The organism is Streptomyces sp. NPDC026515, assembly GCF_055567595.1.
Genome location: NZ_JBVHQD010000019.1, coordinates 198,791 through 206,651, shown reverse-complemented (window position 1 = coordinate 206,651; position 7,861 = coordinate 198,791). Strand labels below are relative to the sequence as shown.

The 7,861-nt window shown below is 72.9% G+C and carries 4 protein-coding genes; all 4 read left to right on the top strand.

From position 1 onward, the window contains the following. Positions 1-1,201, top strand: a 1,201-nt coding sequence (locus ACZ4O3_RS33720; RefSeq protein ID WP_467725880.1) for a helix-turn-helix transcriptional regulator, incomplete at its 5' end; no start/stop codon positions are given. Between the two features lie 77 nt (positions 1,202-1,278). Further along, entirely contained in the window at positions 1,279-1,443 is a 165-nt protein-coding gene (locus ACZ4O3_RS33715; protein WP_467725878.1) for a hypothetical protein, read from the top strand. 652 nt (positions 1,444-2,095) lie between these two features. Further along, a complete protein-coding gene (locus ACZ4O3_RS33710; RefSeq protein ID WP_467725876.1) occupies positions 2,096-2,740 on the top strand; it encodes a hypothetical protein in 645 nt (214 codons plus the stop codon). Positions 2,741-3,710: 970 nt separating this feature from the next. Then, positions 3,711-7,784, top strand: a complete 4,074-nt coding sequence (locus tag ACZ4O3_RS33705; protein ID WP_467725888.1) for a beta-galactosidase — start codon at positions 3,711-3,713, stop codon at positions 7,782-7,784. Positions 7,785-7,861: the final 77 nt, after the last annotated feature.

Genomic DNA, 7,861 nt, shown 5'->3' with positions numbered 1-7,861 from the left:
CGAGGAGGCCACCCGGCGCGCCGGCACCGTGCCCGTCGCGCTCTATCTGCGGCCCCCGCGGATCGCGGCGCTGTGGCTGGCCACCGTACTGACCGTCACCGACCGGATCGCCGAGACCGAGCGGACCCTGCGGGAGGGACAACGCGACGCGGAGGCGCTGGGCCTTGGCTGGTCACTGCCCCACTGGCATGCCGCCCGCGCCTGCGCGCTCCTCGAACAGGGTGCCCTGGACGACGCGGCCGTGGAGGCCGAGGCCAGCCTGGCGGTGGCGGGCGAGCTGGAGATCACCCTCCCGGATCCGCAGTCCCGCGCGGTCCTGGCGCTCGTGGAGACCAGACGCGGTGACCTCGCCAGGGCCAGGGACCACCTCGGCGCGGCCGGTGCCGCCACCCGAACCCGGCGGTACGGTCCCTGGGTGTCCCTGGCGCGCGCCTGTCTGGCGGACGCCGAGGGCGACCACGGCGCGGCCGCTGCGGTACTCGCGGAGGCCTTCGTGAGCCGGGAACCGGCGCGCCTGCTGGTCCTGCCCCCGTCCCACTGGCCCGGGATCGTGCGTACGGCGCTCCGCGGCGGGAACCCGTCCCTCGCCCACGCCGTGTCGCAGACCCTGCACGGTCTGGCCGCGCAGGAGGAGAGCCGGCAGGTCGTCGGGGCCGTCCGCGCCCACGTGGACGGCCTGCTGCACCACGACGCCGGCGCCCTGGAGTCCGCCGTCGCCGCCTACCGGAACACCGGCAGACCACTGGCCCTCGCCGCGGCCTGCGAGGACCTGGCCGAACTGACGGCCGCGGCGGGCGACACGGCGTCCGCGGTCCCGTACTTCGAGGAAGCCGGCCGCCTGATGTCGGCCTCGGGGGCCGGCCGCGACCAGGAACGGATCAGGGGGCGCCTGCGGCGGCTCGGCGTCCGTACCGCACCGGTACGGACCCACACGACCGGCCCCCCGGGGTGGGAGGACCTGACCGAGTCGGAGCGGAAACTCGTCCCGCTGGTCGTCGAGGGCCTCACCAACCGGGCCGTCGCCGACCGGCTCTACGTGTCCGTACACACCGTCAACACCCATATGAAGCACATCTTCGCCAAACTCGGCATCAACTCCCGCGTCGAGCTGACCCGGCTGGCGATCGAACGGGGCACCGGGGCCGAGGCGGCCGAGCGACCGGGCGTGGAGCCCGGCGGCGGAGATCCCCTGCATGGGTGATGCCGTGCGTGCCCGCCCGGTCGACACTGGTGGTCGCGGTGGCGGTCGCCCCGCCGGAATCGGGAGGGCGTCGCACGATGAGCGTCACGGATGTGGCCCCGGGAGAGATGCCGGGCGCACCGGAACCCGGTGCTGCCGAGGGCGAGCCGGAGCGGACGGCCGCGTACGGACTGGGACCCTGGCTCTCGGCATGGCTGGCGGCCGGCCCGGACAACGGCGGCGAAGAGACGGAAGGGAAGTAGGACGCGCCGCGCGGCGCAGCCCCCTTCACTCGGGGGTGTCAACTCCGGTGCGCACGGCGGCATTCGCCTCGCAACCACCGGGCGCACGGGCCGCACAGCAGTGTTTCGATCGTGTCCCACGCCATGCCCACATCCTGGTGTGCACGCCGGCGTGCGATGTCGGCCGGGCGGCGGAGCTCGACCGGATCGGCGCCGCGATGGGCGGAAACCGGCTGATCACGCTCAGCGGGCCGGGCGGGGTCGGCAGGACCCGCCTCGCCCGGCGCGCCGTGTCCTCGGTGAACGGGACCGACGGTGGTGCCGCCTGGGCGGACCTGGCTCCCCTGCGCGACGGGCGGTTCCTGGCGGCGGCCTGGCGGACGCGCTCGGGCTGTCCGACCACACGTCCCGGCCGCCTCCCGACGCGGTCTGCGCGTGGGCCGGCGACCGGAGGACGTTACGCGTCCTCGACTCGTGCGAGCACCCGCCGGCCGACTGCCGCGACCTGGTCGGGGACCTGCTGACGGTCTGCCCGAACCTGTGCGTCCCGGCCACCGGCAGGGAGCCGCTGCAGATCCGTGCCGAGACGGTCGTCGGGGTCGAGCCCCTCGCCACCGCAGGGCAGGCGGTCGCCCTGTTCGCCGACCGGGCCGCGGCGGCGGGCAGGCCGCTCGTGGACGACAGCGATCGGCAGCTGGCCGCCGGTCTCTGCGATCAACTGGAGCGGCTGCCGCTGGCGTCGGAGCTCGCGGCGGCACGGCTGCGGAGCATGCCGCCGGCGGAGCTGTGCGCGGGCCCGTACGCGGCGGTGGACCTGGCGCCGGCGGCGGACGTGCCCCGAGGGGGACGCGCACCCGGCCGGCCCGGCACGCCGCCCTGCGCACCACCATCGGCTGGAGCCACGCTGTGCACCCCGCTGGAACGGATGTTGTGGGCGCGGCTCTCCTACCTGCCCGCCGCCTTCGACGGTGAGACCGCGCGGCGGCCGGCCGGTGGCGGCCCGCTCGCGCCGGGCCGGGTCGGGCGGACGCTGGCGGCGTTGTGCGAGAAGACCGTCGTCGTCCGCAGGGGCGGAACGTGCCGGATGCTGGACGCCGTGCGCGAGTACGGCCGGATGTGGTTGTCCGAGCTCGGCGGTGCGCCGGAACTGGCCCGCGGCCACGCCGGGCACGTGCTCGGGCAGACCCGGCGGGCCCATCACGAGTGGCTCGGTCCTGCCCGGCGGAGCTGGTACCGGCGGATCGGGTTCCTGCACGCGGACATCCGGCTGGCGGCCGACCACCTGCCGGCGACGGACCCGGGGCGGCACCGGGGATGACCGGGAACGCCACCTTCTTCTGGGTCTGTTCCGGCTACCTCTACGAGGTCCGCCAGTACCTGGAGCGGGCGATCGGGCCGGCCGCGGCCGCCCGGAGCGGGACATGGGTGCAGGGCCCCGTGGAGCCTGGGGCTGACGCTGACCCTGCAGGGCGAGCAGGCAGCGGCGCACGAGACGGCCGTCCACTGCCGGCGCGCCGCCACCGCCGCCCTGGACCACGAAGGGCTGGGCCGGGCCGCGTACAGGGACGGCCTGCTGCACCTGCTGGAAGGGCGTCCCCTCGCCGCCGCGAACGGCGTCGGCGCGACGGAACGCGGGCGCGCCGTCGGCGCTGCGGAGCCGCTGAGCACGCCGACCGCGCTGTGCCGCCTCGTGCACGTCTTCGGACTCACCGGCTCCGGCCGGCTGGACGAGGCCCGGCGGGCGGCACTGGAACTCCGCGACGCCTGCGCGACGTTGGGCGAGCACTGGACGCCCTCCCACGCCGAACACCAGCCGGCCCTCATCGCCTTCCCGGAGCGGCAGGCGCACGACGCCACGCCTTCGGCGCGGCGGCCCGCCTCCGGCGGACGGTCGGTCATCCGCCGTGCGGCACACCGGAGATGGCGTCGCTGCGCGACAAGTGCGAGGACCGGCTGGTGCGTTCCCTCGGGAAACGGCGGTACGAGCGGACCTTCCGGCGGGCCGCCACGAGCGACGCTCGGTCACTGGTGGCGTGGGGAGCGAGTGGAGGACCCGCCCCAGGGGAGTGAACCGGCCGTCCTCGACCGTGTCCTCCCGCCCCATTGTGTTGAACCTTGTGGCCCCCTACTGTTCGGCTTTGCCTGAGTCTGTTCGATGGTGATTGCTCAGGCGGATGGAGGCCGCAGTGCGGGGTAATGGGATCCGTTCAGAGGTCGCGAGACCCGTTCGCCGTCGGTGGCGGCGGGCGCTCCTCGCGGCGGCCGCGACCATCGCACTGGCCGTGGGCGTGACCGCGCCCGCCGCCGCGGCGCGGGACGCCGGCCGGCAGCCGCCCGCCGCGGCGGCCGCCGCCGGCCCGCGGGCGCACACGGTGACTCTCGACGGCTACTCGTTCCTCGTGGACGGCCGACGCACCTACCTGTGGTCCGGCGAGTTCCACTACTTCCGGCTGCCGAGCCAGGACCTGTGGCGCGACATCTTCCAGAAGATGAAGGCCGCCGGCTTCAACTCCACCTCCCTGTACTTCGACTGGGGATACCACTCGCCGAAGCCGGGGGTGTACGACTTCACCGGGGTACGGGACGTCGACAGACTCCTCGACATGGCCCAGGAGGCCGGCCTCTACGTCATCGCCCGCCCGGCGCCGTACATCAACGCCGAGGTGGACAGCGGCGGCCTGCCGGGCTGGCTGACCACCAAGGCCGGGAACAACCGCAGCGACGACCCGCGGTTCCTGAAGTACGCGGACGAATGGCTGACGCGGATCGACGGGATCATCGCGCGCCACCAACTGACCAACGGCACCGGCTCGGTCATCGCCTACCAGGTCGAGAACGAGTACTACAACGGCTCGGCCGCCGGCCGCTCCTACATGCAGCACCTGGAGGACAAGGCCCGCGCCGACGGCATCACCGTTCCGCTGACCGGCAACAACAACGGAACCTTCAACTCCGGTACCGGCGCCCTGGACGTGGACGGCCCGGACTCCTACCCGCAGGGCTTCGACTGCTCGAACCCCGCGAAGTGGAACGGCGTTCCCGACATCAGCTACGACCACCCGGCCGGAAAGCCGCTCTACTCACCGGAGTTCCAGGGCGGCGCCTTCGACCCCTGGGGCGGCCCCGGCTACGACAAGTGCGCCCAGCTGATCGACGACCGGTTCGCCGACGTGTTCTACAAGCAGAACATCGCCGTCGGCGCCACCGCGCAGAGCTTCTACATGACCTACGGCGGCACCAACTGGGGCTGGCTCGGCATGCCCGAGAACTACACGTCCTACGACTACGGCGCCGCGATCCGGGAGACCCGCCAGCTCGATCCGAAGTACTACGAGGACAAGCTGATCGGGTACTTCACCCAGTCGGTCGCCCCGCTGACCAGGACCGAGGCGATCAGGGCCACCCCGCCGGACGACTCCGCCGTCGTGGACACCGCCCGGATGAACCCCGACACGAAGACGCAGTTCCACGTCCTGCGGCACGGCAACTCCACGTCCACCGCCGTCGACACGACCCACATCGCGCTCGACCTCAACGCCCAGCCGGCCGCGGACACCACCTACACCTGGGACGACCCCGACTCCGCGCTGCAGTACTCCGGTTCGTGGTCCCACGTGGCCGACACCAGCTACACCGGCGGCGACTACAAGCACACCGAGTCGTTCTCCGCCAAGGCCGGCGACTCCCTCACCGTCGCCTTCGACGGCACCGCGATCCGCTGGATCGGGTCGAAGACGAACAACCACGGTTACGCCGACGTCTACCTCGACGGCGCCAAAGCAGCCACCGTCGACGACTCCGGCAACGAGAACCAGGCCGTGCTCTTCCAGAAGACCGGCCTGGCGGCCGGCGCGCACACCCTGAAGATCGTCGTGAACGGCGACCACAGTGCGGGGTCCACGGACGACTACGTGGCCGTCGACGCCATCGACGTGCCGACGGCCGACGCCGTGCAGCCGACCTATCCGGTCGTGCCGCAGCAGCCGGGTACCGCCATCACCCTCGACGGACGCGACTCGCACGTCATCGTGGCGAACTACCGGCTCGGGGACTCACAGCTGCAGTACTCCACCTCCGAGATCATGACCAGCGCCACGATCGGCGACCGGGACGTGGCCGTGCTCTACGGCGACCAGGACAGCGACGGCGAGACCGTTCTGCGCTACGCGGCGAAGCCCAGCGTGACCGCCACCGGCGGTACGGTCGCCGCCACCTGGGACGCGGCCACCGGCGACCTGCGGCTGAACTACACCCACAAGGGCCTGATCCGGGTCAGTGTCAGCGGCGGCGGACAGCGCCCGCTTCTGCTCCTCCTCGGCGACAAGGCCACGGCGGAGACCTTCTGGCGCCAGGACACGGCAGCCGGCCCGGTACTCGTGCGCGGCACCCATCTGCTGCGCACCGCCACCAGCCGGGACGGCGGCCGCACCGTGGCCCTCACCGGCGACAACGCCGACGGCAAGAACATCGAGGTGTTCACCTCCGCCGCCCATGTCACCTGGAACGGCGAGGCGTTGGGGAGCAGGAGGGCCGACGCGGGGAGTCTGGCCGGCACCATTGCGGTGGCCGCCCCCGTTCACCTGCCGGCACTGACCCACTGGAAGCACGCCGAGGAGTCTCCCGAAGCGGCCCCCGGCTTCGACGACTCCAGCTGGCAGGTGGCCGACAAGGCGACCACCGACAGCGTCTCCGGAGTCAACTCACTGCCGGTGCTCTACGCCGACGACTACGGCTTCCACACCGGCAACACCTGGTACCGCGGCCGCTTCCGGGCCACCGGCAAGGAGAACGGCATCCACCTGGTCTCGGACTCCGGCGGCGGCGCGCAGGCCTTCTCCGCCTGGCTCAACGGCACCTTCCTGGGCAGCTCCACCACGGGGAGCGCCGACTTCACCTTCCCGGCCGGCGCGCTGAAGTCCGACGGCGACGACGTGATCTCCGTGCTCACCGTGAACATGGGGCACGAGGAGGACTACAACTCCACCAACGGCAACAAGACCGCGCGCGGCCTGACCAGCGCCTCCCTCGTCGGGGCGCCGCTGACCTCCGTCACCTGGCGGCTGCAGGGCGTACGGGGCGGCGAGGATCTCCAGGACCCCGTGCGCGGTCCGCTCTCGACGGGCGGTCTGTACGGCGAACGGGCCGGCTGGTCCCTGCCCGGGTACCCGGACGGCGCCTGGGACCGGGTCTCCCTGCCGACGGCCGACACCCGCCCAGGGGTCTCCTGGTACCGCACCGACGCCCGTCTGGATCTGCCGCACGGCCAGGACACCTCACTCGGGCTGACGTTCACCGACGACCCGTCCCGCAAGTACCGCGCCACGATCTTCGTGAACGGCTGGCAGGTCGGCAACTACGTCAACTACCTCGGCCCGCAGCACACCTTCCCGGTCCCCGACGGCATCCTGAACCCGAACGGCCACAACAGCATCGCCATCGCCGTCTGGAACCTCGACGGCAGTACCGGCGGCCTCGGCAAGGTCTCGCTCACCGACTACGGCAGCTACGCCTCGTCCCTGCGCGTCGCGCAGAACGACGCTCCCCGCTACGACGCCCGGACGTACGCGATGCCGAAGCGTCCGGGAGCCGACGTCACCCTGGACGTGCCCGGCACCGCCCGGCCGGAGCAGGCGTTCACCGCCCGTACGACGGTGGAGGTGCCCAAGGACAGGCCCGCCGTCACCGGGCTGACGGCCGCGCTCCTTGCGCCCGACGGCTGGACCGTGACCGCCATGAGCCCCACGTCGGTCGAGCGGGTGCGGCCCGGCACCTCGGCCGCCGTCACCTGGAAGGTCCAGCCACCGGCCGGGACACTGCCGTCCGCCTCGGCCCTCACCACCACCGTGCGCTACCGGCAGAACCGACGGCCGGCCACCGGCACCGACGAGCGCATCGTCGGCGGGATCCCACCGGCGCCGCCGGCCGGGCGGAGCGCGGTGAGCGACCTGCCGTTCCTGTCGTCCACCAACGGGTGGGGCCCGGTGGAGCGTGACAGCAGCGTCGGCGAGCAGGCCGCCGGCGACGGCCGTCCGATCACCATCGCGGGCGCGGGCCACGCCAAGGGCCTCGGCACCAACTCCGTCAGCGACGTCCAGCTCTACCTCGGCGGACAGTGCTCAAGGCTGACCGCGGACGTCGGGGTCGACGACGAGACGGGCGGGGCGGGCACGGTCACCTTCTCCGTGATCGCCGACGGCAGGACCCTGGTGACCACACCGACCGTCCGTGGCAAACAGGCCGCCGTGCCGATCGACGTCGACGTCAGCGGCGCGCAGGTGATCGACCTCAAGGTCGGTGACGCGGGCGACGGCAACGGCAACGACCACGGAGACTGGGGGACACCCACACTGACCTGCGGATAGGGCGGCGCCCGGCTCGACGGTCCAGGTGTGCGCGCCGGACGGGGCGCGTTCCGGCGCAGCCGGTCGGGGTCTTGCGG

What these genes read in the sequence shown, in the direction of transcription:
- ACZ4O3_RS33715 (WP_467725878.1), top strand. Translation starts at nt 1,279, where the DNA reads ATGAGCGTCACGGATGTGGCCCCGGGAGAGATGCCGGGCGCACCGGAA.